Origin of the sequence: Deefgea tanakiae, assembly GCF_019665765.1 — a bacterium.
Lineage (GTDB): Bacteria > Pseudomonadota > Gammaproteobacteria > Burkholderiales > Chitinibacteraceae > Deefgea > Deefgea tanakiae.
In genome coordinates this window covers 882,239-905,513 of record NZ_CP081150.1, presented here as the reverse complement: position 1 = coordinate 905,513, position 23,275 = coordinate 882,239, and the positions used below count along the sequence as shown (strand labels likewise).

General features: G+C 45.5%; 23 protein-coding genes and 2 tRNA genes. 2 read left to right on the top strand and 23 right to left on the bottom strand.

The genetic code is table 11. The features are described from left to right. The first annotated feature begins 1 nt into the window (after nucleotide 1). Both K4H28_RS04365 and K4H28_RS04360 read left to right on the top strand, forming a co-directional pair. On the top strand, nucleotides 2-469 hold the full coding sequence (locus K4H28_RS04365; protein ID WP_221007174.1) for a hypothetical protein: 468 nt from the start codon (nucleotides 2-4) through the stop codon (nucleotides 467-469). 249 nt (nucleotides 470-718) lie between these two features. Then, on the top strand, nucleotides 719-1,354 hold the full coding sequence (locus K4H28_RS04360; RefSeq protein WP_221007173.1) for a hypothetical protein: 636 nt from the start codon (nucleotides 719-721) through the stop codon (nucleotides 1,352-1,354). Nucleotides 1,355-1,477: 123 nt separating this feature from the next. On the opposite strand, the gene K4H28_RS04355 is transcribed toward K4H28_RS04360, so the two are convergent. The 23 genes from K4H28_RS04355 to K4H28_RS04245 form a co-directional block, all read right to left on the bottom strand. After that, a tRNA-Pro gene (locus tag K4H28_RS04355) sits at nucleotides 1,478-1,554 on the bottom strand. A gap of 27 nt (nucleotides 1,555-1,581) precedes the next feature. Beyond that, nucleotides 1,582-1,950, bottom strand: a complete 369-nt coding sequence (locus K4H28_RS04350) for a MerR family transcriptional regulator (RefSeq protein ID WP_221007172.1) — start codon at nucleotides 1,948-1,950, stop codon at nucleotides 1,582-1,584. Then, complete coding sequence (locus K4H28_RS04345; RefSeq protein WP_035851988.1) at nucleotides 1,916-2,254, bottom strand: integration host factor subunit alpha; 339 nt, start codon at nucleotides 2,252-2,254, stop codon at nucleotides 1,916-1,918. Before K4H28_RS04345 ends, K4H28_RS04350 begins: the two co-directional genes overlap by 35 nt. After that, a complete protein-coding gene (gene pheT / locus K4H28_RS04340; RefSeq protein WP_221007171.1) occupies nucleotides 2,254-4,608 on the bottom strand; it encodes a phenylalanine--tRNA ligase subunit beta in 2,355 nt (784 codons plus the stop codon). Before pheT ends, K4H28_RS04345 begins: the two co-directional genes overlap by 1 nt. 14 nt (nucleotides 4,609-4,622) lie before the next feature. Next, on the bottom strand, nucleotides 4,623-5,618 hold the full coding sequence (gene pheS, locus K4H28_RS04335) for a phenylalanine--tRNA ligase subunit alpha (RefSeq protein WP_221007170.1): 996 nt from the start codon (nucleotides 5,616-5,618) through the stop codon (nucleotides 4,623-4,625). A 139-nt stretch (nucleotides 5,619-5,757) separates the two neighbouring features. Next, the gene (gene rplT, locus K4H28_RS04330) at nucleotides 5,758-6,117 is read right to left on the bottom strand and encodes a 50S ribosomal protein L20 (protein ID WP_203570487.1); all 360 of its coding nucleotides are present in this window, start codon (nucleotides 6,115-6,117) and stop codon (nucleotides 5,758-5,760) included. A gap of 15 nt (nucleotides 6,118-6,132) precedes the next feature. Continuing rightward, nucleotides 6,133-6,330 carry a 50S ribosomal protein L35 gene (gene rpmI / locus K4H28_RS04325; protein WP_027467702.1) on the bottom strand — a complete coding sequence of 66 codons (198 nt, stop codon included), beginning with the start codon at nucleotides 6,328-6,330 and terminating at the stop codon, nucleotides 6,133-6,135. A 148-nt stretch (nucleotides 6,331-6,478) separates the two neighbouring features. Continuing rightward, on the bottom strand, nucleotides 6,479-7,003 hold the full coding sequence (infC, locus tag K4H28_RS04320) for a translation initiation factor IF-3 (RefSeq protein ID WP_203570826.1): 525 nt from the start codon (nucleotides 7,001-7,003) through the stop codon (nucleotides 6,479-6,481). Nucleotides 7,004-7,051: 48 nt separating this feature from the next. Next, nucleotides 7,052-8,956 (bottom strand): threonine--tRNA ligase, encoded by a 1,905-nt coding sequence (gene thrS / locus K4H28_RS04315; RefSeq protein WP_221007169.1) that lies wholly within the window; start codon nucleotides 8,954-8,956, stop codon nucleotides 7,052-7,054. 169 nt (nucleotides 8,957-9,125) lie between these two features. Continuing rightward, nucleotides 9,126-9,202 (bottom strand) — tRNA-Val (locus K4H28_RS04310). A gap of 62 nt (nucleotides 9,203-9,264) precedes the next feature. After that, on the bottom strand, nucleotides 9,265-9,564 hold the full coding sequence (locus K4H28_RS04305) for a DUF2818 family protein (protein WP_221007168.1): 300 nt from the start codon (nucleotides 9,562-9,564) through the stop codon (nucleotides 9,265-9,267). 4 nt (nucleotides 9,565-9,568) lie between these two features. Further along, nucleotides 9,569-11,029 (bottom strand): NADH-quinone oxidoreductase subunit NuoN, encoded by a 1,461-nt coding sequence (nuoN, locus tag K4H28_RS04300; protein ID WP_221007167.1) that lies wholly within the window; start codon nucleotides 11,027-11,029, stop codon nucleotides 9,569-9,571. A gap of 28 nt (nucleotides 11,030-11,057) precedes the next feature. Beyond that, nucleotides 11,058-12,563 (bottom strand): NADH-quinone oxidoreductase subunit M, encoded by a 1,506-nt coding sequence (locus tag K4H28_RS04295; protein WP_221007166.1) that lies wholly within the window; start codon nucleotides 12,561-12,563, stop codon nucleotides 11,058-11,060. A gap of 63 nt (nucleotides 12,564-12,626) precedes the next feature. Continuing rightward, a complete protein-coding gene (gene nuoL / locus K4H28_RS04290; RefSeq protein WP_221007165.1) occupies nucleotides 12,627-14,657 on the bottom strand; it encodes an NADH-quinone oxidoreductase subunit L in 2,031 nt (676 codons plus the stop codon). Between the two features lie 32 nt (nucleotides 14,658-14,689). Continuing rightward, nucleotides 14,690-14,995, bottom strand: coding sequence for an NADH-quinone oxidoreductase subunit NuoK (gene nuoK / locus K4H28_RS04285; RefSeq protein WP_221007164.1), 306 nt, complete (start codon nucleotides 14,993-14,995; stop codon nucleotides 14,690-14,692). A 29-nt stretch (nucleotides 14,996-15,024) separates the two neighbouring features. Next, nucleotides 15,025-15,663, bottom strand: coding sequence for an NADH-quinone oxidoreductase subunit J (locus K4H28_RS04280; RefSeq protein ID WP_221007163.1), 639 nt, complete (start codon nucleotides 15,661-15,663; stop codon nucleotides 15,025-15,027). A 9-nt stretch (nucleotides 15,664-15,672) separates the two neighbouring features. Continuing rightward, on the bottom strand, nucleotides 15,673-16,164 hold the full coding sequence (nuoI, locus tag K4H28_RS04275; RefSeq protein ID WP_173533770.1) for an NADH-quinone oxidoreductase subunit NuoI: 492 nt from the start codon (nucleotides 16,162-16,164) through the stop codon (nucleotides 15,673-15,675). Between the two features lie 18 nt (nucleotides 16,165-16,182). Continuing rightward, nucleotides 16,183-17,250 (bottom strand): NADH-quinone oxidoreductase subunit NuoH, encoded by a 1,068-nt coding sequence (gene nuoH, locus K4H28_RS04270; RefSeq protein ID WP_221007162.1) that lies wholly within the window; start codon nucleotides 17,248-17,250, stop codon nucleotides 16,183-16,185. A gap of 10 nt (nucleotides 17,251-17,260) precedes the next feature. Continuing rightward, nucleotides 17,261-19,576: an NADH-quinone oxidoreductase subunit NuoG gene (gene nuoG, locus K4H28_RS04265; protein WP_221007161.1), complete on the bottom strand. Its 2,316-nt coding sequence runs from the start codon at nucleotides 19,574-19,576 to the stop codon at nucleotides 17,261-17,263. A gap of 77 nt (nucleotides 19,577-19,653) precedes the next feature. After that, nucleotides 19,654-20,940: an NADH-quinone oxidoreductase subunit NuoF gene (gene nuoF, locus K4H28_RS04260; protein WP_221007160.1), complete on the bottom strand. Its 1,287-nt coding sequence runs from the start codon at nucleotides 20,938-20,940 to the stop codon at nucleotides 19,654-19,656. Further along, nucleotides 20,940-21,428 (bottom strand): NADH-quinone oxidoreductase subunit NuoE, encoded by a 489-nt coding sequence (nuoE, locus tag K4H28_RS04255; RefSeq protein ID WP_221007159.1) that lies wholly within the window; start codon nucleotides 21,426-21,428, stop codon nucleotides 20,940-20,942. The genes nuoF and nuoE overlap by 1 nt, the downstream gene beginning before the upstream one ends. Further along, nucleotides 21,428-22,681: an NADH-quinone oxidoreductase subunit D gene (locus K4H28_RS04250; RefSeq protein ID WP_221007158.1), complete on the bottom strand. Its 1,254-nt coding sequence runs from the start codon at nucleotides 22,679-22,681 to the stop codon at nucleotides 21,428-21,430. Before K4H28_RS04250 ends, nuoE begins: the two co-directional genes overlap by 1 nt. Continuing rightward, a complete protein-coding gene (locus K4H28_RS04245; protein WP_221007157.1) occupies nucleotides 22,674-23,270 on the bottom strand; it encodes an NADH-quinone oxidoreductase subunit C in 597 nt (198 codons plus the stop codon). The genes K4H28_RS04250 and K4H28_RS04245 overlap by 8 nt, the downstream gene beginning before the upstream one ends. Nucleotides 23,271-23,275: the final 5 nt, after the last annotated feature.

Genomic DNA, 23,275 nt, shown 5'->3' with positions numbered 1-23,275 from the left:
GATGGCTGGCAGCAAAGCCAAAGCGGCCGCGCTGCGCGACTTAAAGGAGGGGCGTGAAAAAGGTTTATTCATGCCCCTACCGATGGTCGTGATTACGTCCGAAGAATTTGCCGCACTTAGCCCCTATGCCGTGAAATTGATTTTCGATCTAGCCAGCCAGTGGCACCCGAATCGCAATGGTTATTTATCGGCAGCATGGACGCTGATGCAGCCCAGAGGATGGCGCAGCAAAGCGACCTTGGCCAAGGCACTGAAAGAGCTAGAGGATAAAGGCTGGCTCATTCGCACCCGCCACGGTGGCCGCAATCAATGCAGTTTGTTCGCGTTTAGCTTTTACAAGATCGACGACCACCAGAAAGGCAAACCGCTAGACGTTCGCCCGACCAAGGTGCCGTTATCGTATTGGAGAAACGAAACAGGACTCATCATAAATACAAACGCTACCCCGCGTGCTGGGGCAATAGCGTGAACACTACCCCGCCAGATGGGGCACGATTTCAGCCATTATCGAAAGATTGCCCCATGAGCTGGGGCAGTCAGCCACTTTTAGCCGATTCTCGTGCCCCGCCTGCTGTACACCCTCTTAGAAATTACCATCTTACTAGCGCAATTCTGCAACGCGAGTGGCGATGAACAAGCCGCAAGTTCCAGCCGAAACATGCAATACAACTCAATAAATTTGCTTAATGATTTCGTATAAAAAATGGAGAGCCTCATCATGGGCGGTTTTGGTAGTGGTCGGAATTACTCATACAGCAGCAAAGCAAAAACCAGCGATTACCGTTTTGTCGATATACGCCGCTGGCAACGTGATGGCATGCTGTCAAAGCGTCATTTTGATTGGTCATGGCATCGGAATGGCGAGCGTGTTGCCAGTATCACAGTCAAAGTTGCAGAGAACGCAATCACGCTGCAATATCGGATTAAACGCAATGGAGAGTGGCAGGACGTAGATTGCAAAATTAAACTAAGTAAAACGGCCTGCAATTTAGGCGGATCACGGCAGTGGTTTATCTGCCCTTGCTGCAATCGGCGTGCTGCAATTATCTACATCGGCAAAGTGCCTGCCTGCCGTAAGTGCTACCGACTGAGCTACAGCAGCCAGCATGAAAGCCACCTTGAAAGGCAAATTAGAAAATTAGACAAGATCAGGGATCAATTGCGCTGGCCAGCGGGTTTTCTCAATGGAGAAAGCGGGAAGCCCAAAGGCATGCACTGGAAAACCTACAACAGCCTATATCAACAACAAGCAACACTATCAAACCAAGCAGAGAGTTATGTTGATGCACAGCTTGGATTGATCAATAAAGGCATGGAGAGAGTCACGAAGTCGATCAGTAAGCGTATTACCTAGAATGGCGGCGTTGTATCAGCCTAGCTCACGCCAAGTGTAACCATAACTGTAACCATAAACGCACAAAATTGGCGCATAGAAAAAATGGGCTACAACCGTGAAGTTGTAACCCATTGATTTTATTGGTCGGAATAGCGGGATTCGAACTCGCGACCCCTTGGACCCCATCCAAGTGCGCTACCAGGCTGCGCTATATTCCGAGAGGTCAAATTCTATCGTAAACCAGCTTACTGTTCAAGCCAAGATAGTAAGTCTTCTAGCTCATGGCGTAATTCAGTCAAACTCACTTCGCCGTCAGCATACTCACCCATCGTCACTGCACTGCTACCTAACTGGTTACGCGCGCCGCTAATGGTAAAACCTTGCTCGTACAATAAACCGCGAATTCGCCGCACTAGCAGCACTTCATGATGCTGATAGTAACGCCGATTACCACGACGTTTTACAGGCTTTAACTGAGTGAACTCTTGCTCCCAATAGCGTAAAACATGGGGTTTTACGCCACACAAATCGCTAACTTCACCGATGGTGAAGTAGCGTTTTGCAGGTATTGAGGGCAAATCACTGGTTGGAATAACGCTGCTGGAGTTTTGCATAGTGGATTTCAACCATTCCCTTCAGCTTTTGACTTGCGTGAAATGTAACCACACGGCGAGCAGAAATTGGAATTTCTTCGCCAGTTTTTGGGTTACGACCTGGACGCTGCGGCTTATCGCGCAACTGAAAGTTACCAAAACCAGATAGCTTGACGGTGTCACCTTCAGCCAAAGAGATACGGACTTCGTCGAAAAATGACTCAACCATATCTTTTGCTTCGCGTTTATTCAAACCCACCTTGTCGAACAACATATCGGCTAGGTCGGCCTTTGTTAGTGTTAATGTGCTAGTTTCGTACTGCATTATGCTCTCAAGATCGCGCCGCATTCCTCTGCCTTCTGGAGTAATTTTGTTACTGCTTCATCGACTTCTACGTCAGTCAAAGTTTTGAGAGTATCTTGCATTAAGACTTTGAATGCAAGGCTCTTTTTACCTTCTGGCAGACCTTTACCACGGTATACATCAAAAACTTCGATACTGTCCACTACTGATAATTTTGCGCTTGAAAATGCAGCCTGCAAGGTGTCAACAGAGACTGACTCATCCATTAACAACGCTAAATCGCGCCGCACAGCTTGAAATTTAGATACCGGTGCTGATTGCAGTTTTTCAACTTGCACTAAGGCGGCAACATCTAATTCAAGTACAACAGGTGCATGCGTTAAGTCATAGGCTTGCACCCATTTCGGATGCAATTCACCAACAACACCGATGATTTGCCCATCGAGCACGACTTCTGCGGAGCGGCCCGGATGCAATGCAGGATGATTGGCGCGGCGATATTCTGCCACTCGCGGTGCGAGCAGCGCTTCAACATCGGCTTTAACATCAAAGAAATCAACGCGTTCTTTGCTGACGCCCCACTGCTCGGCAAAACGACCACCCCATGCTAATGCAGCAATACGTTCTGGTTGTTGATCTGCGGCAACCCCGTTGAAGACGCGAGCCACTTCAAATAAGCGCACTCGATCTTGCTTACGATTCAAATTGTGTTGCAAACCAGCGACTAGGCCACCGATCAAGGTGGAGCGCATTACGCTCATTTGGCTTGCAATCGGATTCATCAAGCGAATTGGATTAGCATTAGCGGCAAAATCGCTTTCCCATTTCTCTTCAACAAAAGCGTAGGAAATCGTTTCTTGGAAATTCCTTGCAGCTAAGATCGACTTAAGAACATTCTTGCTGCGGCGATTGCCCGCTTGCGGCAACATACTCATACGCGCTAGTGATGGGCTCACTGGAATATTGTCATAACCAAAGACGCGAGCAACTTCCTCGATTAAGTCTTCTTCGATTTCAATATCAAAACGATATGAAGGTGGCGTAACGATAATCACATCAGCAGCTAAATCGCACGCCAAACCCAATCCTTGCAACATCGATATGATTTCATCGGCAGGTAGAGCAACGCCTAGCACTTTAGCAACACGGGCTACGCGCAATTGAACGGGTTTACGGTTAGGTAGTGTCGTGATTTGTTCTGTCACAGGCCCAACTTGACCACCACAAATTTCAACAACTAGTTGTGTTGCACGCTCGAGTGCTTCACGGACATTACCAAAATCAATCCCGCGCTCAAAGCGGTGACTAGAATCTGATGAGAAGCCAAAACGACGCGCTTTGCCAGCGATCACTTCAGGCGCAAAGAAGGCCGACTCAAGGAAAATATCGGTGGTCGCTTCAGTTACGCTCGAGGCCAAACCGCCCATAATCCCAGCCAAAGCCAACGCTTCACGATCATCGGCAATCACCAATAAATCGTCACTCAACGTCAACTCTTTCTCATTAAGCAAGGTAATCGTTTCACCTGCTTGGGCAAAACGAACTTGAACGCCACCCGATAATTTTGCTGCGTCGAACGCATGCATCGGCTGACCGAGTTCGAGCAGAACGTAATTGGTAATATCAACAATCGCTGAAATTGAGCGAATACCCGAACGCTCTAGGCGTTGTTTCATCCAATCTGGCGTTGCAGCGGCTTGATTAATCCCCTTAACAATACGGCCTGCATAACGAGGGCAAGCATCACCTGCATTCAATGCAACAGCAATCGACAACTCAGTACTCAGTGCCGCTGCTTGAATCACAATTGGATTTAACGGGGATTTTGTTAATGCCGCAATTTCACGCGCAATACCACGAATCGACAAGCAATCAGTGCGATTCGGTGTGAGTTTTAAAGTCAGTAAACGGTCATCCAGTGCTAAGTATTCACGAATCGGCATACCTACAGGGGCATTGCTTGGCAACACATATAAACCATCAACGTCTGCGGCTATACCCATCTCATCACCCGAGCACAACATACCAGATGATTCGATGCCACGAACTTTGGCTTTCTTGATTTTAAAATCACCCGGCAACACCGCACCAATGCGCGCACAAGGAACTTTTAAACCTGCAGCTACATTGGGGGCACCACAAACAATTTGCAGCGGCTCAGCTTCACCCACATTGACACTGCATACATTCAAACGATCAGCATCCGGATGTTTAGTTACACTCAATACTTCTGCGACAAAAACATCTGTAAATGCAGGTGCTGCCGCTTCATTTTCTTCTACTTCCAGACCCGCCATGGTTAACAAATGCGCGAGTTCATCCGAACTCAACGCGGGATTAACCCAACTACGTAGCCATTGTTCTGAAAATTGCATGATTAATGCTCCGCTTATTTGAATTGAGACAAGAAAGTCACGTCGTTTTCAAAAAACAGCCGTAAATCATTCACGCCGTAGTACAGCATCGCAAATCGATCTAAACCGATACCGAAGGCAAAGCCGGTGTATTTTTCGGAATCAATATTCACGCTTTTCAAAACATTTGGATGCACCATGCCGCAACCACCGACTTCCATCCAACCTTTGGACCACTTCACATCAATTTCAGCCGATGGTTCGGTAAATGGGAAAAATGATGGACGGAAACGTACTTCCAAATTATCACGTTCAAAAAAGCGCCGAAGAAAATCAACAATCACACTTTTCAAATCAGCAAAAGAGACGCCCTCTTCAACCCACAAGCCTTCCATTTGATGGAACATCGGTGAGTGAGTCGCATCAGAGTCAACGCGGTAAACACGACCCGGTGCAATAATCTTGATCGGAGGCTCGTTATCAAGCATATAACGAACTTGAATTGGACTGGTGTGTGTACGCAGTACTAAAGGTTCACCTTCATTCTGAACATAGAATGTGTCTTGCATTGCGCGTGCAGGATGATTCTTTGGAATATTGAGTGCTTCAAAATTATGAAAGTCGTTTTCAATTTCCGGACCATCAGCGACCGCAAAACCCATACTGCCAAATAAGGCTTCAATGCGTTGCTGCACGAGCGTTACAGGATGCAAACCGCCTTTAGCGTGCCCTCGACCAGGTAATGAAATATCGAGTGCCTCTGCCGCCAACTGAGCTGCTAACTTTTCCGCAGCCATTGCATCACGTTTAGCATTCAGTGCAGTTTCAAAAGCTTGTTTGGTCAAATTAACCTGAGCACCAAACGCTTTTTTTTCTTCGGGTGGCATCGCTGCCAATAGCTTCATCAGCGCAGTGATCGAACCTTGTTTTCCGATATAGCTTGCTTTGACAATTTCGAGCTCAACGGGGTCGTCAGTCGCATTCAACGCCGCTAAACCCGCGTCAAGCAAGGCCTGCATATTTGCATCCATGTTTGTATGCCCGATAAGGAGAGTAATAAAAAAAGCTAAATAAAAACCAGATAGAAATCTGAGCTTGATTTAGATTTTTTACATAAATTTTGAATAAAAAAGGGAGGCTAAAAGCCTCCCTTATGACCGGCAGAACCGATTAAGCAGTCAGCTGAGCTTTTGCTTTTTCAACAAACGCAGCAAATGCTGGTTTATCAAATACAGCGAGATCAGCCAATACTTTACGGTCAACTTCAATACCAGCTTTTTTCAAGCCATTCATGAAGCGGCTGTAAGCCAGACCGCACTCGCGAGATGCTGCGTTGATACGAGCGATCCAGAGTTGACGGAATTGACGTTTTTTCTGACGACGGTCACGGTATGCGTATTGACCTGCCTTCATTACCGCTTGTTTAGCGATACGATAGACATTTTTACGACGACCACGATAGCCTTTAGCCAGGGCTAAGACTTTCTTATGACGAGCGCGAGCTGTGACACCACGTTTAACGCGAGGCATATTTTATCTCCTTAGTTAAGCGTATGGCATCATTGCACGTACAGACTTCATATTGGTTGAATCAACCATAGAAGTACCGCGCAACTGGCGTTTAGTTTTAGTCGTTTTCTTAGTCAAGATGTGACGTTTGAAAGCGTGACTACGCTTAACACCACCACCACCAAGAACAATGAAGCGCTTTTTGGCGCTACTTTTGGTTTTCATTTTAGGCATTACTTACTCCAGCTAGCCTTGGCCACAAGGGCCTATTAGTTTAGGCAAAAGGGCGTCTGATGTTGCCATTAGAACTTAATACCCTTCACCCCACCGCGACTACTGACCAACAATTTCATTGGCCTTAACAGGTGTAGTCGCCAACCCGTTATGCTTTTTTCTTCGGCCCTAGCATCATCACCATTTGGCGACCTTCTAGCTTAGGATATTGCTCAACCACTGCAAGCTCAGCCAAATCAGCTTCTACGCGCTTAAGCTGTGCCATACCAATTTCTTGGTGAGCCATTTCACGACCGCGGAAGCGCAAGGTAAATTTGCATTTATCGCCATCGTTCAAGAATCGAATCGCACCACGCAATTTAACTTGGTAGTCATTTTCATCTGTACCAGGGCGCAGTTTAATTTCTTTAACCTGTACCTGCTTTTGCTTGAGCTTGGCAGCGTGCTTTTTCTTGGCCTCTTCGTACCGGAACTTGCCGTAGTCCATCAAACGACAAACAGGCGGTTCTGCATTCGGTGCGATCTCTACCAGATCTACCTCAGCATCTTCCGCTAACTGGAGAGCCTGATTAAGGGAGACGATACCGAGTTGTTCGCCTTCCACACCTTGCAACCGAATTTCTCGCGCGGTGATTTCACCGTTAATACGCGGGCCTTTATCTTGAGCAGCTATTGTTATTACTCCAAGTCATTCAAAAACAAAACCGTGCACCTGCAAGCGTCAAACTTTTGGCAAATCAGCTTTTACCAGCGCAATCAGCGCTTCCACTGTCATTTGCCCTAAGTCTTCACCACTGCGGTTACGCACGGCCACCAAACCTGCATCACGCTCTTTATCACCCACAATTAGCTGATAAGGAAGACGTTGCAAGCTATGTTCGCGGATTTTATAGGTAATCTTCTCATTTCTCAAGTCCGTTGATGCACGAAGTCCACTTTGATTCAATAAATCAGCAGTTTTTTGCGCATATTCACGTTGTGACTCAGAAATATTCATCACAACAAGTTGAACTGGAGCCAACCATGCGGGGAATGCACCCGCGTGGTTTTCGATCAAAATACCAATAAAACGTTCTAGCGAGCCTAAAACAGCACGGTGCAACATGATTGGACGATGCTTTGCATTATCCTCACCCACGTATTCTGCACCAAGACGTTCAGGTAAATTCGGGTCAATTTGCAAAGTGCCACATTGCCATAAACGACCTAAACAGTCTTTTAAAGTAAACTCAATTTTAGGGCCGTAAAATGCCCCCTCACCCGGCAGATATTCAAATGCCAGATTTTTAGAGTTAAGTGCAGCAGCTAGTGCAGCCTCGGCTCGATCCCATGCTTCTTCTGTACCAATACGCTTTTCAGGACGAGTTGACAACTTAACTAGAATTTCTTCAAAACCAAAGTCGGTATAAACCTCTTTCAGTAAATCAATAAATGCCGCAGCTTCTTGCTGAACTTGATCTTCAGTACAGAAGATATGCGCATCATCTTGCACAAAGCCACGTACACGCATAATACCGTGCAGTGAGCCTGAAGGCTCATTGCGATGGCAAGAGCCAAACTCAGCGTAGCGCAGAGGCAAATCACGGTATGAACGCAAGCCTTGGTTAAACACTTGAATATGACCAGGGCAGTTCATTGGTTTTACTGCGTAATCACGTTTTTCAGATTCAGTGGTAAACATGCCGTCATGGTAGTTCTCCCAGTGGCCTGACTTTTCCCACAAGGTACGATCCATCACCATCGGCGTACGAATTTCTTGGTAACCATGCTTGTTGAGTTTGGCACGCATGTACTGTTCAATAGTCTGCCAAAGCGTCCAACCTTTCGGATGCCAAAACACCATACCAGGCGCTTCATCTTGCATATGAAATAAATCAAGCTGCTTACCCAGTTTACGATGATCGCGCTTCTCAGCTTCTTCGATCATATGTAGGTATTGAGCTAGATCCTCTTTCTTAGCAAACGCCGTGCCATATACCCTAGTGAGCATTTCATTTTTACTATCGCCACGCCAATATGCACCAGCGACCTTCATTAACTTGAATACTTTTAATTTTCCCGTTGAAGGCACATGAGGCCCACGGCAAAGATCAGTAAACTCACCTTCACGATACAAGCTTAAAACTTGATCAGCCGGAATCGACTCAATAATCTCAGCCTTATAGTTCTCGCCTATGCCTTTAAAATAGCTAACGGCCTCATCACGGCTTAATTCATAACGCTCAACTGGAATGTCTTTTTTAGCCAGCTCAGTCATTTTCTTTTCAATCGCAGCCAAATCATCCAATGTAAATGGGCGCTCATAGGAAAAGTCGTAATAAAAACCGTTTTCAATCACTGGGCCAATCGTTACTTGAGCCGTTGGATAAAGCTGTTTAACTGCGTAGGCCAACAAATGCGCCGTAGAATGACGAATGACCTCTAAGCCTTCAGCATCCTTGTCGGTGATAATTTGCAGCGTTACATCACTCAACATTACAAAACGCGTATCAACCAATTGGCCATTGACCTTGCCAGCTAAAGCCGCTTTAGCCAAGCCAGGAGAGATACTGTGGGCAACATCGTACACTGACACTGCTGCATCAAATTGACGCACTGAACCATCGGGAAGCGTAATAGCGGGCATAGTCATCGCCTAAATCAAATTGTCTGGTAATCCGAGACAAACAGCATTTAAAAAAACAAAAAAAAAGTGCGGACTAGCCGCACTTTTATATCAAACTCGCGTACGACTAGCCCGAAATCATCAAGGTGGTCGTATCGGTTTTCAACATGAGTTTGATCCCTAAATTGTTTGGTAGGCACGATTGGATTCGAACCAACTACCTCTTCCATGTCAAGGAAGCGCTCTAACCAGATGAGCTACGCGCCTAAAGAAGCAGTATATTAATTACCTAGCGACGTTTTGGCAAGTAAAGAAGTAAGCTTTTCTTTTTAAATACCTGGTTTGCGCCAAAAATATCGCCAAACAAATCCTGGCCACGCAAAGACGATGAACAGCGCAAAAGTTGTCGCATAAAACGGCCAATTCTGTTGATGAACCGGACTCAATCGCCCTTCTTGCCAATACGCAATCAGACCAACAATAAAATAAAGCAGAATCAATTCAGTAAATCTAAACACAAAAGCTTTAGTTTCTTTTTTGGGCTTGGCAAAGAAAAAAATCTTTTCAGAAAAAAAAGGCAGGTTAGCCGCAATCGCAGCTAACCCGACAATAAACAGAAAGTTTTGCATTGAATCAGAAAGGTAGCGTGTTAAAAGATTGAGACACTGCGTCTGACAATAAGTTCATCAAACGATCAGGCATAAAGCCCAATACGAGTAGCAACAAACAGTTAACAGAAAGTACTAACTTCGCATCAGCACCTGCTTCAATCGGTGAGTTGTCAGTAGCGTCATCGAAATACATTACTTTGACAACACGTAAATAATAGAAAGCACCGATCAAAGAAAATACAACAGCAATAACGGCAAGACCAACAAAGCCCGAATACACAACCGCTTTAAGCACTGCAAGCTTAGCAAAGAAGCCAACAAAGATCGGAATACCAGCCATTGAGAACATCGTAAATAGCATCATTGCTGCGAACCAAGGGCTACGTTGATTTAAGCCTTTCAAGTCTGCAATTTGATCCGCTTCAAATCCTTTACGTGACAAGAGCATGATCACACCAAAGGCTGCAGCACTCATCAAGATATAAGCAATGACATAAAACAATGCTGCTGAATAACCAACTGGGTTTGCAACCAAAATACCAAGCAGAACAAAGCCCATGTGTGAAATAGTTGAATAACCCAACATACGCTTGATATTGGTTTGAGATATCGCGGTGATGTTACCCAAGCCCATCGACAGCACTGCCAACACCATCAACATACCACGCCAATCAGGTGCAAAACCTTCGAGAGCCTGAGCCAAAATACGCAATGTAAATACAAACACCGCCGCTTTTGGTGCAGTAGAAATCAACTGTGTAATTGGTGTTGGTGCGCCTTGATAAACGTCTGGTACCCACATATGGAATGGAACAGCGCCAAACTTAAAGCCCAAACCAGTAACCACAAACACAATACCAAATACGGCAAGTAAGCTATTTGCTTGACCTGATTGAATAGATTTAGAAACTTCAAAAATATCCAAAGAGCCCGTTGATCCATACAACATTGAAATACCATACAACAACATACCCGAGGCTAAAGCGCCCAAGATAAAGTATTTCATTGCAGCTTCGGTTGACTGAGTTGATTCACGATTTAGCGCCACTAAGGCGTAAACCGACAGAGACATTAATTCTAAGCCTACGTACAAAGCCAAGAAGTTAGATGCCGAAGCCATTACCATCATTCCCAATAATGAGAATAAAGATAGTGTAAACAACTCACCACGGAACAAGCCACGTGCTGCGGCATAACTGCGGCCGTATATCAGCACGAGTGCGACACCAACAATCATCGCAAGCTTGGCATAACTCGCCATCGGATCAGCTAAAAATAGGCCGCTGAACGCAAGGTTTGAATGAGCATCATGACCATTCAATACCAAGGCAGCAGTAACGCCGAGTGTGATTAAGGTAAGTACATAAGTGATATGCCGTTTAGCATCACTAATAAAAAGGTCAAGCAGTAGAATGGCGCAAGTTGCACACAGAAGGAAAATCTCTGGTGCTGCCACCCATGCATTAAGACTGGTCCAGGTCATGGTTCTAGCCTATTTCTTATAATAAGGATTAATTAAGCTTGGTCTGTGAAGCTTGCCAAATCAGATCATTCACTGACTGGTGCATCACCTCGGTAAATGGCGCGGGATACAAACCCATTCCCAATACAGCAATTGCTAAAATTGCCAAAATAAAGAATTCACGCTTATTCACATCTTTTAGTTCAGCGACATTGTCATTGGCCACTTCACCAAAGATCACGCGTTTGTACATCCAAAGCGTATAAGCTGCACCAAAGATCAAAGTTGTAGCACCGGCCACGGCATACCAGAAATTAACCTGAACCGCGCCTAAGATCACCATGAACTCACCTACAAATCCTGAAGTCGCTGGCAAACCTGAGTTAGCCATTGCAAACAACATCATGAATGAAGCAAAGATCGGCATTTTATTAGCTACGCCACCATAATCGGCGATTTTACGACTATGCACTCGGTCATACATCACGCCAACACAGAAGAACATTGCAGCAGAAATAAAACCGTGAGAAATCATTTGCACTAATGCGCCTTCGACGGCCCAAGAGTTCAATTGATTACCGCTAACACCACCGAACATAAAGAAGCCCAGCGTCACAAAGCCCATATGTGAAATCGATGAATAAGCGATTAGCTTTTTCATGTCTGTCTGAACCAAAGCCACCATGCCAATGTAAACAACAGCAATCAACGACAACGTCACCATGATCCATGCATATTCACGTGAAGCATCAGGCAGAATCGGTAGAACAAAACGCAAGAAACCATATGCACCCAGCTTTAACGTAATTGCCGCTAGCACCATTGAACCACCCGTAGGCGCTTCAACGTGGGCATCTGGCAACCAAGTGTGAACTGGCCACATTGGAACTTTGACAGCAAATGCAAAGAAGAACGCAATCAACAACAGTGTTTGTGCGCCCATCGTCAACGGCAAGCGTTGGAATGCCGCGATCTCAAAACTGCCGCCACTTTGGTAATACAAGTAAATGAACGCAACCAGAGTCAGCAATGAGCCCATCAAAGTGTAAAGGAAGAACTTAACCGATGCATATACACGGTTAGCACCACCCCACACACCGATAATGAGGTACATCGGGATCAACATCGCCTCGAAGAATGCGTAGAACAAAATCGCATCCATTGCAGCAAAAGCGCCGTTAATTAAACCCGACATAATCAAGAATGCAGCCATGTATTGCGCCACACGCTTGTCAATCACTTGCCAACCAGCCAATACCACCAATAAGGTAGTGAAGCTATTCAAGATAATGAACAGCATCGACAAGCCATCCACACCAAGATGGTAGTTGATATTAAAACTCTCTACCCACGGTGTTAATTCAACAAATTGCATGCCACCGTGAAACGTATCAAAACCAGTATACAGTGGAATTGTTACTAAAAATGAGACCAAAGCGCCAGCCAGCGCCAGCCAGCGCGCAGCGGGAGCATTTTTATCGCCACCCGTCGCGAGCACAATCAGACCTGCCACGATAGGCAGCCAGATTGCAAGGCTGAGGAGATTACTCGTCATAAGTTAACCTACTTGTTATGTATTAAATCTGGATCCGTTTTAAACGCTTAAATGATCAAGCCATTAAAACAAATGCTTTACCAACCAAGTCATCATCAGCAACAGGCCGATGATCATCGCAAATGCATAGTGGTAGATGTAACCAGTCTGAATGCGACGAATGATGCTAGAGAAGAAGCCAACTACTTTCGCGGCCCCATTCACCACCAAGCCATCAATCAGCAAGGTATCACCCACTTTCCACAGCACTGTACCGAGTACACGAGCGCCAGCGGTAAAGACATTGATGTATAAATGATCCATGTAATACTTTTCTTCGAGTAACTTTCTAACACCAATCGAAGTAAAGAATCGATCAAACGCAGCTGGGATTGCTGGTTTTACCATATAGAACACATAAGCAGATGCAACACCAGCAACAGCAAGCCAGAATGGCAATGTTACAAAAGCATGCATACCCATGTGGTACCAGTCATTCGCGTGCTCACCAACAGCGGCCATAGCACCATGCAAATCATGATTAACAAAGATGACATCTTTGAAGAAATCACCAACCAGCATTGGGCTCATTGCAACAAGGCCAATTAATACCGAAGGAATAGCAAGCAAAACTAATGGTAACGTAACAACCCACGGTGATTCGTGTGGTTTGTCATTCGGACCCAAACCATGGTGATGATCGTGATCATCATGTGCATCGTGACCATGGTGGTGATCTTTCTTCTGCATCCATTGCTCTTTACCGTGGAATACCAAGAAATACATCCGGAAAGAATAGAACGCAGTGACAAAGACACCAGCAACCACAGCAAAATATGCAAAACCAGCGCCTGGCAAGTTAGATGCTTCAACCGCCAAGATGATTGAATCTTTCGAGTAGAAACCAGACAAGAATGGTGTACCAATCAATGCTAACGAACCAAGCAATGAAGTGATCCACGTGATCTTCATGTATTTGCGCAAGCCACCCATATTGCGAATGTCTTGGTCATGGTGCATTCCCATGATCACCGAACCTGCCGCAAGGAATAGCAAGGCTTTAAAGAACGCATGCGTCATCAAGTGGAATACGGCGACGGAGTATGCAGAAGCACCCAACGCTACCGTCATGTAACCTAGCTGTGACAAAGTTGAGTAGGCGACAACACGCTTGATGTCGTTTTGGATAATGCCAAGGAAACCCATGAACAAGGCGGTAATTGCACCAATCACGAGTACAAAATTCAGCGCAGTCTCAGACATCTCAAACAACGGAGACATACGTGAAACCATGAAAATACCAGCAGTCACCATAGTTGCAGCATGAATCAAAGCTGAAATTGGTGTCGGACCTTCCATCGAATCAGGCAGCCACACGTGAAGCGGGAACTGTGCTGATTTACCCATCGCACCGATAAACAGCAAGATACAAGTCACAGTCATCAATGACCAGTTCGTACCTGCAAACAAGCTAATCGTAGCGTCTTTTAATTCTGGCGCTTTAGCAAATACCTCGGCGTAGTCCAAAGTACCGAAGTTGGCCAAAACTAAACCGATACCGAGCAAGAAACCTAAGTCGCCCACACGGTTAACAAGAAAGGCCTTCAGATTGGCAAACGTCGCAGTAGGACGTTTGAACCAGAAACCAATCAATAAGTAAGACACCAAACCCACTGCTTCCCAGCCGAAGAACAGCTGCACAAAGTTATTACTCATCACGAGCATTAACATTGCAAAAGTAAAGAGTGAGATGTAACTAAAGAAACGTTGATAGCCTGGATCTTCGTGCATATAGCCGATGGTATAGATATGCACCATCAACGAGACGAAAGTCACCACACACATCATCATGGCAGTCAAATTATCAACCAAGAAGCCGATATTCAAATCTACGCCATTGACCGATAGCCAAGTGTAAATATTGCCATTGAATGATTCGCCACCATTGAGCAAATAATTCAGAGTGTAAGCCGACAAGGCAAATGACACCGCAACGCCCGAGATGGTCGCTACATGCGCCGCACGCCGCCCAATCGCCCAGCCGAACAAGCCGGCAATGAGCGAGCCCAGTAATGGCGCTAGCGGTATAAGCAGATAAATCGATTTCATATCCATTGGTATTCGTATCCGATTCTATGTTGTCCGGTTTAACCCTTCATGCTATCCAAATCTTCGACGTTGATCGTCCGTAAATTACGGAAGAGCACCACCAAGATAGCGAGGCCAATAGCCGATTCGGCTGCAGCAACGGTCAGGATAAAGAAGACGAAAATCTGGCCACCGGTATCGCCCAAAAACTGCGAGAACGCGATGAAATTCATATTCACCGACAGCAACATCAGCTCGATTGCCATCAGCAATACGATCAGATTCTTGCGGTTCATGAAAATGCCAAACACACTGGTCGCAAACATAATTGCGCCCAGCACAAGGTAATGAGTCAGTGTAAGCACATATCCTCCTAAACTCTTATCTAGGCCAATTAGGCTGCGGGTTGATCGGGAGAAGTAGCTGAATCATCAGCCACATCTTTTGGCTCAGATGCCATTTTCACAATCCGCAAGCGATCATCACGTTTAACGCGAACTTGTTCACCCGGATTAATGTACTTGGTGTTTTTACGTTTACGCAGTGTCAACGCAATCGCAGCAACCATACCAACAAGCAGCAACACAGCCGAAAGTTGGAATGGCAAGAAGTATTGGGTGTAGATCAACATACCCAAAGTCTCTGCTGAAGCAGTGTTGAAACTTGGCTCAAGTAAACGTGATTCGTCTATTTGTGCTGCGCGATGCGTCAAAATCATTACCATTTCAATCAGCATAATGATTGCAACAGTAGCCGCCACTGGTAAGAACTTCCAAAAACTCTTACGCAGCGCTTCAAAATTGATATCCAACATCATCACAACAAACAAGAACAACACCATCACTGCGCCAACATAAATCACAATCAGCGAAACAGCCAAAAACTCAGCTTTAATCAGCATCCAAAGAACAGCACTGTTAAAGAAGGCCAATACCAAATACAGCACAGCATGAACTGGATTTTTTGCAGTAATCACGCGGAATGCGGCAAAAATCAGTACGGCAGCAAAAACATAAAAAAGCGCTAAAGTCATGTTTGTTTCCTAGCGGTATTTAGCATCAGCGGCTTTACGTTCAGCGATTTCAGCTTCGTATTTGTCACCGACTGCCAACAACATTGGCTTGGTGTAATACAAATCGCCACGTTTTTCACCGTGATATTCATAAATATGCGTTTCAACAATCGCATCGACTGGACAGGCTTCTTCACAGAAACCGCAGAAAATGCATTTTGTCAGGTCGATATCGTAGCGGCTCGTACGACGAGTTTTGTCGTCTGGGCGCGCCTCTGATTCGATCGTAATCGCCATTGCAGGACAAACAGCTTCGCACAATTTACAAGCGATACAACGCTCTTCGCCATTGGCATAACGACGCTGAGCATGCAGACCACGGAAACGCGGGCTGTATGGTGTCTTTTCCTCAGGGAATTGCACTGTAATCTTCCGTTGGAAGAAGTGACGACCTGTTAACAACAAGCCCTTCACGAGTTCAACCAACAAGAAGGTTTTAAAGAAATAAAGAATTTTATCCATGGTCTCAGTCCTTTTCCATTACCAGATTGACCAAGGGGTCATCATCCAAGCACCCACTAAGACAATCCAAACCAAAGTCACAGGAATAAAGATCTTCCAACCAAGGCGCATTAATTGATCATAACGGTAGCGCGGGAATGTAGCGCGGAACCACAAGAAGCAGAACAATAAGAACGCAACTTTAAGAACCCACCACAACGGACTTGCCGCACCCAGTACAGGCACTGAAGCTGGAAAAGGCGACAACCAACCACCCAAGAACATCACTGACGCCATTGCTGAAATCAGAATCATATTGGCGTATTCAGCCAAGAAGAAGAGCGCAAAACCCATGCCTGAATACTCAACCATGTGTCCAGCAACAATCTCAGATTCACCTTCAGTCACGTCAAATGGTGCACGGTTGGTTTCTGCAACACCTGCGATGAAGTACACAACAAACAGTGGCAATAAAGGAATCAAATTCCACGAGAGAATAGACCCACCTGCCATGCCCTGCCCTTGCTGCTCAACAATCGCGGTAAGGTTCAAACTACCTGAAACCATAATCACGCCAACAAGCGCAAAACCCATTGCTAACTCATAAGAAATTACCTGAGCCGCAGCACGCATACCACCGAGGAAAGCATACTTCGAGTTTGATGCCCAACCAGCAAGAATCACTCCGTAAACACCCATTGAAGTAATGGCCATTACGTAGAGCAAACCTACGTTCACATCAGCCAATACATACCCAGGGTAAAACGGTACAACCGCCCATGCGCCTAACGCAGGGACCAATACCATGATGGGTGCCAAAAAGAAGAGTTTCTTATCAGCAGCGCTTGGTGCAATGATTTCTTTAAGTAGAAGCTTTACACCGTCAGCAACAGGCTGTAGCAAACCAAACGGACCAACCCGGTTTGGTCCGATACGAATCTGCATAAAGCCAATCACTTTACGTTCCGCCAAAGTGAGGTAAGCAACGCCCCCCATAATTGGCGCAACAATCAAGATGATTTTGAGCAAAGTCCACAAGAAAAACGCACCTTGGTAGGCTGCTTCTGCGCCCAAAAAGCCAGCGAGGATATTTTGTATAAATTCCATTATCTCCCCCTTAACCTTTGAGCACTTCAACAGCGCCGACCATTTCACCCAAGTTACGGGTTAATGGGTGCGAAGTTGCGGCACGAATCACATCATCAACAAGGCCATCATCAACAGCCACGATCAATTCAGCGCTACCCTGCCCTTGCTTCACAATCGCTTTATCACCAGCACACAAAGACAATTTTGCAAGTGTCGCTGAATTGGCGCGCAATGTGCTTGCTACCGCAGCTTCTGAAGTTGCTTGCAAACTTGGAGCACGGCGAACCAATGAATCAGTTTGATACAAAGGTACTTCGCCTAAGCGAACTAATCCTTGTACTGACTGCGCACTAACTTGGACCGTATTTGTCAGTGCATTATTCAAACGTGTTGAAATTTCACCTGCCAGCGCTTCGTCGCGAATTTCTTCAGATGAATTATATTCAAAGCCGTTAAAGCCAAGAATATTGCCCAAAACTCGGAATACTTTCCAAGCTGGACGTGTTTCACCCAATGGACGTACAACGCCGTTAAAGCTTTGTACTTTGCCTTCCATATTCACAAATGAACCTGATGTTTCACTAAATGGTGAAACCGGCAAGATTACGTCAGCATAATCCATCGCACAGCTTTGGAATGGTGACATTACAACGACCATTTCTGCTTGCTGAGCTGCAGCCAATGCTTGGGCACCATTGTGTGCATCAAATTCAGGCTCTAAACCTAAGAAAACGTATGCTTTCTTAGCTGCGCCAGATGCAAACACATTGCCACCCAAGTCAGCACCAATCAATTGTGCGCCAACACTATTGGCTGCCATCGCTGGCACACCTAAAGTGGCACCCGTCAATTGAGCTAATGCTGATGCTGCGGCATAAACTTCAGCATAACGCGCTGAATATTGAGCGATATTGCCAAGCAACACAGCAGCTTTTGTTTTGCCTTCAAAACTTTGCGCAATTGCTCGAGCTGCATCAGAAACGACAACACCATCCAAGTTGATACCGGCCGGAGCTGCTACTGATTTCAATTCAACAATCGCTTTAACAACTTGAAGCACACCTTCAACCAACTGATCAGGGCGAACTACAACTTGTCCTACAACTTTAGTGAGCAGATCATCGGCATGCGTATTGACTAATGAAAGTGCCAAACCTTTTTTAACCGATTGGCGCAAACGCTGAGCGAGTAAAGGCTGTTCTTTACGTAAAGTCGAACCAATAACTAACACTGATTCATTCTGCGACAATTCAGCCAATGATTGACCGAGCCACTGTGCGCCTTGCGTTTTCACACTGAAGTCTGCATTGCGCGCAAATGCCTGCACCGCTTCAACACCAAGGCCTGCCATTACTTTACGTAAAGCAAAAAGCTCTTCTACTGTTGAGTTGGGCGAAGCAACAGCAGCGACACTGTCTTTACCGTGCTCGGCGATGACTTGCTTCAAGCCATTTGCTACATATTCAAGTGCGGTTTGCCAATCTGTAGTTTGCCAAACGCCGCCTTGTTTCAACATAGGTTGAGTCAGACGCTCTTCCGAGTTCAAAGCCTCGTAAGAATAACGATCGCGATCCGACAACCAGCATTCGTTAATCGCTTCATTTTCCAATGGCAATACGCGCATTACTTTGTTGTTCTTTACCTGAACAACTAAGTTAGAACCTAGGCCATCATGAGCAGCCACTGATTTACGACGCGATAATTCCCAAGTCCGTGCCGAATAACGGAACGGTTTGCTGGTTAATGCACCAACTGGACATAAGTCAATGACGTTGCCAGAAATTTCGGAGTTTACCGTTTTGCCAATAAATGGCATTACTTCGGTAAATTCGCCGCGATTGGCCATACCCAATTCTTGGAAGCCCGCGATTTCTTCTGTAAAACGGACACAGCGGCTGCAATGAATGCAGCGCGTCATATCAGTTGAAATCAAAGAACCAAGGTCTTTGTTGGCGACAACGCGCTTTTCTTCAGAGTATACAGAGCCAGTTTGACCATAACCCACAGCCAAATCTTGCAATGAACACTCACCACCTTGATCGCAAATTGGGCAATCAAGCGGGTGATTAATCAGCAAAAATTCCATCACACCTTTCTGAGCAGTCACTGCCTGATCAGAATGGGTAAAGACTTTCATACCATCGGTTACAGGCGTAGCACAGGCCGGCAAAGGCTTTGGTGCTTTTTCGACCTGAACTAGGCACATACGGCAGTTTGCGGCAATTGATAGTTTTTTGTGATAGCAAAAATGTGGAATGTGCACACCAATTGAATTGGCTGCGTCCATCACAGTGCTACCACCAGGGACTGTCAATTTTTTACCGTCGATTTCGATTTCCAACATGCTCGACTCGATTCAAAGGCAATAATTCAAAAGAAAACTCGACTAATTTCAATCTGGCTAATTACAGCGCGACCAATTTATAAGGCCTTGGCAGATTGCGATTTATTAATCAAATCTTCGAATTCATGGCGGAAGTGTTTCAACATTCCACGCACAGGGAATACAGCAGCATCACCCAAAGCACAAATAGTGCGACCGGCAATGTTGTCACCAACACGTGACAACAAATCCAAATCTTCTATTTTACCTTCGCCATGAGCAATACGATGGACAACACGATACAGCCAACCCGTTCCTTCACGACAAGGAGTACATTGACCACACGACTCCTCATGATAGAAATACGAAAGTCGCTCTAAAGCACTGACCATGCTGACAGTTTCATCCATCACAATCACCGCACCAGAACCTAACATCGAACCTGCTTTTGCAATCGAGTCATAATCCATCGTGCATTGCATCATGATATCGGCAGGTAACACAGGCGCAGAGGAACCACCTGGAATAACTGCTTTCAATTTTTTACCATCACGCATGCCACCGCACATTTCTAACAATTCAGAAAATGGTGTGCCGAGCGGAATTTCATAGTTACCAGGACGATTTACATGTCCAGAAACCGAGAACAATTTGGTACCACCGTTATTAGGTTTACCTAGCTCAAGGAATTTCTGGCCGCCTTCGCGGATAATGTAAGGTACGGAGGCAAATGTCTCGGTGTTATTGATCGTTGTTGGCTTGCCGTATAAACCAAAAGAAGCAGGGAATGGCGGCTTAAAGCGTGGCTGCCCTTTCTTGCCTTCTAATGATTCAAGTAAAGCAGTTTCTTCACCACAGATATAAGCACCATAACCATGATGGGCATGCAGTTGGAAACAGAAATCTGAACCAAGGATATTGTCACCCAAGAAGCCGGCAGAGCGGGCTTCTTCAAGGGCAATTTCAAAGCGCTCGTAAGCTTCAAAAATTTCACCATGGATGTAGTTATAACCCACGGTAATACCCATCGCATACGCACCAATAATCATGCCTTCAATCAAAGCATGTGGGTTGTATACCTGAATATCCAAATCTTTAAAGGTACCTGGTTCGCCTTCGTCCGTATTACAAACCAAATATTTTTGGCCTGGAAAACTACGCGGCATGAAAGACCATTTCAAACCTGTTGGAAAGCCTGCACCACCACGACCACGGAGGCCGGATGTTTTCATCTCTGCAATGACTTCATCTTGAGTGATTTTGTCATTGATAATTTTCTTTAAAGCAGCATAACCACCACGCTTAACATATTCGTCTAAGTGCCAGCAGTTAGGATCTTCAAACTCGACGCCTTCAAATACAACGCCTTTTACGTAGACGGTCATTATTCAAGCTCCGCCAGTTTTTTATCAACAGCTTCAGGCGTCATGTGATTACACATGCTGTGATTATTAACCAGCATAACTGGTGCATAACCACAGGCGCCCATGCACTCACCTTCTTTTAGAGTGAACTTGCCATCAGCTGTCGTTTCATTAAAACCAATACCGAGCTTTTTCTTGAGGTAATCAGCTGTGGTATAGCCACCCGACAAAGCACAGGGCAAATTCGTACAAACAGTGAGCTTGTACTTACCAACTGGCTTCATATCGAACATATTGTAGAAAGTTGCAACTTCATACGCAGCTAAAGGCGCGATATTCAAATAAAGTGCAATCTGTTCAATTAAATCATTCGTTAAAGACCGTTTTTCAACCTGAGCAATTCGCAATGCACTCATCACAGCGGAACGAGACTGCTCAGCCGGATATTTAGCGACTTCACGATCGATTTGCTGAATTGAATCAGCGGACAGAAGACTGTGTAAAGACATTAGCGGTCAATCTCCCCGAAAACGATATCTTGCGTACCAATAATTGCCACCACATCAGAAATCATATGACCGCGCGACATCTCATCTAGCGCTGACAAATGAACATAACCTGGAGCGCGAATCTTCATGCGGTAAGGTTTATTAGCACCGTCAGACACCATGTAAATACCAAATTCACCTTTTGGATGCTCAACAGCAGCATAAGCTTGACCTTCTGGCACATGCATACCTTCAGTAAACAGCTTAAAGTGGTGAATCAAGTCTTCCATATTTGACTTCATACCTTCACGTGAAGGCGGAGCAACTTTATGGTTTGTAGTAATTACAGGACCTGGGTTGGCCTTAAGCCATTGCACACACTGCTTGATAATCCGATTTGATTGGCGCATTTCTTCAACACGAACCAAATAGCGATCATAGCAATCACCGTTCTTACCGACAGGGATATCAAAATCCATTTTGTCGTACACTTCATACGGTTGCTTTTTGCGCAAATCCCACTCGACCCCTGATCCGCGTAACATCGCACCTGTAAAACCTAGCGCCAGTGCACGCTCAGGTGACACTACACCAATACCAACGGTACGTTGTTTCCAGATCCGATTATCGGTGAGCAATGTTTCATACTCATCAACATAAGTTGGGAAACGATTAGTGAAGTCTTCGATAAAATCGAGCAAACTACCTTCACGATTCGAATTCATTCTTTTAATGGCTGCTGCATTGCGGATTTTTGATGCCTGATACTTAGGCATTTCATCCGGCAAATCACGATACACACCACCTGGACGATAGTATGCAGCATGCATACGTGCCCCAGACACTGCCTCGTAGCAATCCATCAAATCTTCACGTTCGCGGAAAGCATAAAGGAAAATTGTCATCGCGCCGCAGTCAATACCGTGAGCACCAATCCACAACAAATGGTTTAGTACACGAGTAATCTCATCAAACATCACTCGAATGTATTGAGCACGAATTGGAACATCAAGATTGAGTAGTTTCTCAATCGCCATACAGTAAGCATGCTCATTGGACATCATCGACACATAGTCAAGACGGTCCATATAAGGCAATGATTGAATGTATGTCTTGCTTTCTGCCAATTTTTCAGTGCCACGGTGCAAGAGGCCGATATGTGGATCGGCACGCTCAACAACCTCACCATCTAATTCCAACACTAGGCGTAACACGCCATGCGCGGCAGGATGTTGTGGTCCAAAATTTAGGGTGTAGTTACGGATTTCAGCCACCGTAGTTCTCCTCGCGGATAATGCGCGGCGTAATTTCACGCGGATCGATGGTAACAGGCTGATAAATTACGCGCGCTTGCTCAGCGTCATATCGCATTTCAACAAAACCCGACAACGGGAAGTCTTTACGGAAAGGATGACCAACAAAACCATAATCAGTCAGCAAACGACGTAAATCAGGGTGACCTTGATAAACAATACCGAACAGATCAAATGATTCACGTTCAAACCAGTTAATTGCAGGCCACACATCAACGACTGACGCAACTACGGGAAATGAATCATCGGTACAGAATACGCGAACGCGCAGACGTACATTAAATTTGTAAGATAGGAAATGGTAAACCGTCGCAAAGCGACAACCTTCCCAAACAGTGTCTTTGTAGGCACTGTAATCCATGCCACAGGCATCAATCAATTGCTCAAATTGCAATTGCGCATGATCGCGAAGTTGCAAAGCAACCTCTGACCAATTTGTTGCTGAAACTTCTAGCGTCACTTCATCCAATGCTGTTTCAAGCGAGACAATCTTGTCTTCACCCAAAGCGGCACGCAGACTACCCATGAGCGTTTCTAACTTAGTCGCCATAGTTC

Bases quoted from the DNA above. Each gene is read 5' to 3' on its own strand.
- thrS (WP_221007169.1), bottom strand. From the start codon at position 8,956: ATGCCCGCTATTACGCTTCCCGATGGTTCAGTGCGTCAATTTGATGCA.
- nuoE (WP_221007159.1), bottom strand. From the start codon at position 21,428: ATGTCTTTACACAGTCTTCTGTCCGCTGATTCAATTCAGCAAATCGAT.
- nuoG (WP_221007161.1), bottom strand. From the start codon at position 19,576: ATGTTGGAAATCGAAATCGACGGTAAAAAATTGACAGTCCCTGGTGGT.
- K4H28_RS04295 (WP_221007166.1), bottom strand. From the start codon at position 12,563: ATGACGAGTAATCTCCTCAGCCTTGCAATCTGGCTGCCTATCGTGGCA.
- rpmI (WP_027467702.1), bottom strand. From the start codon at position 6,330: ATGCCTAAAATGAAAACCAAAAGTAGCGCCAAAAAGCGCTTCATTGTT.
- K4H28_RS04360 (WP_221007173.1), top strand. From the start codon at position 719: ATGGGCGGTTTTGGTAGTGGTCGGAATTACTCATACAGCAGCAAAGCA.
- K4H28_RS04350 (WP_221007172.1), bottom strand. From the start codon at position 1,950: ATGCAAAACTCCAGCAGCGTTATTCCAACCAGTGATTTGCCCTCAATA.
- rplT (WP_203570487.1), bottom strand. From the start codon at position 6,117: ATGCCTCGCGTTAAACGTGGTGTCACAGCTCGCGCTCGTCATAAGAAA.
- pheS (WP_221007170.1), bottom strand. From the start codon at position 5,618: ATGGATGCAAATATGCAGGCCTTGCTTGACGCGGGTTTAGCGGCGTTG.
- nuoN (WP_221007167.1), bottom strand. From the start codon at position 11,029: ATGACCTGGACCAGTCTTAATGCATGGGTGGCAGCACCAGAGATTTTC.
- nuoF (WP_221007160.1), bottom strand. From the start codon at position 20,940: ATGACCGTCTACGTAAAAGGCGTTGTATTTGAAGGCGTCGAGTTTGAA.
- nuoI (WP_173533770.1), bottom strand. From the start codon at position 16,164: ATGGATAAAATTCTTTATTTCTTTAAAACCTTCTTGTTGGTTGAACTC.
- K4H28_RS04345 (WP_035851988.1), bottom strand. From the start codon at position 2,254: ATGCAGTACGAAACTAGCACATTAACACTAACAAAGGCCGACCTAGCC.
- K4H28_RS04245 (WP_221007157.1), bottom strand. From the start codon at position 23,270: ATGGCGACTAAGTTAGAAACGCTCATGGGTAGTCTGCGTGCCGCTTTG.
- pheT (WP_221007171.1), bottom strand. From the start codon at position 4,608: ATGCAATTTTCAGAACAATGGCTACGTAGTTGGGTTAATCCCGCGTTG.
- nuoH (WP_221007162.1), bottom strand. From the start codon at position 17,250: ATGGAATTTATACAAAATATCCTCGCTGGCTTTTTGGGCGCAGAAGCA.
- K4H28_RS04280 (WP_221007163.1), bottom strand. From the start codon at position 15,663: ATGACTTTAGCGCTTTTTTATGTTTTTGCTGCCGTACTGATTTTTGCC.
- nuoL (WP_221007165.1), bottom strand. From the start codon at position 14,657: ATGGATATGAAATCGATTTATCTGCTTATACCGCTAGCGCCATTACTG.
- K4H28_RS04305 (WP_221007168.1), bottom strand. From the start codon at position 9,564: ATGCAAAACTTTCTGTTTATTGTCGGGTTAGCTGCGATTGCGGCTAAC.
- K4H28_RS04365 (WP_221007174.1), top strand. From the start codon at position 2: ATGGCTGGCAGCAAAGCCAAAGCGGCCGCGCTGCGCGACTTAAAGGAG.